Raw genomic sequence first — 1996 nt, 5'->3', positions numbered from 1 at the left:
ACCTGTTCATCGTCAAGGGCAACCAGCCCACACTCCTGCACCGGCTCAAGGCGCTGCCCTGGCGCCAAGCCGTCCTCAACGACCGCACCGACGAGCAAGGGCACGGCCGCCGTGAGATCCGCCGCATGAAGATCTGCACCGTCCGGCCCGGGCTGCCCTTCCCGCACGCCGCCCAGGCGATCCAGGTCAAACGCCGCCGCACCGATCGCAAGACCGGTAAGACCACCATCGTGACGGTCTATGCCGTCACCAGCCTCCCACCGGGACGGATCACCCACGCCCGGCTCGCCGCGCTGATCCGCGGGCACTGGAGCGTCGAAGCTCTGCACCACATTCGCGACGTCACCTTCCGCGAGGACGCCTCCAAAGTCCGCACCGGCACCGCACCCCGGATCATGGCCGGCCTGCGCAACCTGGCCATCGGCCTGGCCCGCCTAATCGGCTGGACCAACATCGCCGCCGCCACCGACCACTACCGCAGCCACCCCGCCGACGGACTCCAGTTACTGGGTTTCACGACATGAGAACGTTTCGCCCCTGTACCGCGATCACGGAGGACATTCAGTACCGTTTCGACGTTTTGCATTGCGCATACCTCCCGGTCTTAAGTGTCCGATCACCTGGCCTCCTTCGCCCGTGCAGACGGCTTTCCCGTCCTCCTTGGCGAGGCGTTACTCCCACGACTACTACGAGGCCTGCGTCGCCATAGGACTCGCGTCCCTTAGGCGATCCCGCGTTCATCTTTGTCATACGTGATAGCGCGACTTAGGCCCCCCATTCATCTCCTTGAATCCCCTCGCTGGGGATCGCTCCGCATCCCGGAGGTTGCGCCGATCGGATTGCCATATCAACGCAGGGCGCGGCGCCGGTTTCAGACGTCTTTCCGGCGGATGTTTCAGTTGCATCGTCTGGAGATTAGGGTTCAGGCAGTTTAGCTTTAGCCATATCGCGCGGGTCCCGCAACGCCTCGCTTCATACGCCTGAACGCGACCGTTGCTTTCCTGGCATGCTACTGTCCCCTTCGCCTTTCGGATCCAGGTTAGCCATTAGACCTAGGAACCTCCCTCCAAGTTCCTTCCAGCTGCGCTGGAGATATAACAAAGCGCCTCGCGGCGCACCAATCCCCTCAAACCGTGGAGACGGTCCTATGCCACAGCGGCCCTCAGCAGGGCCGATGAGGCTTGCCTCTTCTCGATCATCTGCCGCTCGAATGTGATGGGCGGCCGCCCGTCGTTGGCGCTGTGCCGCCGGCTGGCGTTGTAGAAGTCGGCGATCCACGTCGCGATCTTCAAGCGAGCCTCGGCCCGGGTGCGGAACCGGTGCCGTGCTTGGGCGCGTTCGGCCTGCGCAAGTCCGGGTTCATGCCGGGCGCGGAAACCGATCCGGTCAAGCGCTTGGTCTATGCGCTGACCGGGCAGAGCCTGCTGCTGGTCCTCGACACTCGCGAGCACGCGATCGTCCCCGTCGTGAAACTGGCCCGCACGCTGGGTTTGGGAGTTCTGGGAGTGTCCGGCGATCGGAGGTCAATCGACGACGGAGGGGCGGTCCTCAAGGCGGTCGCACCGGCCCCACTCGCCTTCGACTGCACTCCCACCCTTTTCCGCACAGGCCCGGGGCTCCTCTCGGCGGTGAATGCTGGCCGATTTTGCTTTCGAGCCGCAAAGCCATTGTGTCGTGGCGGCGTCCTGAGTGGTCCCGGTAGTGAGCGCGAAGAGCAACGGATATGCAGGTCAACGACTCTTCGCCGGGCTACATGCGTAGCATCTAGGCTAGATGTTTGACCTGCATATCCTGCGATAATTGCGACGTTACTGCCGGGAGTCCCGTACTAGTTGCGGGTTTTGCCGTCGCTGAATCCGGTGGGGATGGCGAACCAGGCGTGCCAGCCGCCATTGCTGGTGATCGATGGGTGGTAGTAGGTCGACATCACGTGTCCGTCGGCTGCTGTGGTGAACAGCTGAGGATTGCCGTTTACTGTGCCGATGGACACCGTCGT

General features: G+C 63.4%; 2 protein-coding genes. One reads left to right on the top strand and one right to left on the bottom strand.

Annotation, left to right across the window (positions count from 1 at the left end):
- A partial coding sequence (locus AB0B91_RS63035; RefSeq protein WP_358342550.1) for an ISAs1 family transposase occupies window positions 1-524 on the top strand: 524 nt, incomplete at its 5' end.
- Between the two features lie 621 nt (window positions 525-1145).
- On the opposite strand, the gene AB0B91_RS63030 is transcribed toward AB0B91_RS63035, so the two are convergent.
- Complete coding sequence (locus AB0B91_RS63030; protein ID WP_358342548.1) at window positions 1146-1451, bottom strand: hypothetical protein; 306 nt, start codon at window positions 1449-1451, stop codon at window positions 1146-1148.
- Window positions 1452-1996: the final 545 nt, after the last annotated feature.

The sequence above is a fragment of the Nonomuraea sp. NPDC049141 genome, from assembly GCF_040648415.1.
Classification (GTDB): domain Bacteria; phylum Actinomycetota; class Actinomycetes; order Streptosporangiales; family Streptosporangiaceae; genus Nonomuraea.
Note: the sequence above shows the minus strand (reverse complement) of the source record. Positions and strands in the feature narration are given on the sequence as shown.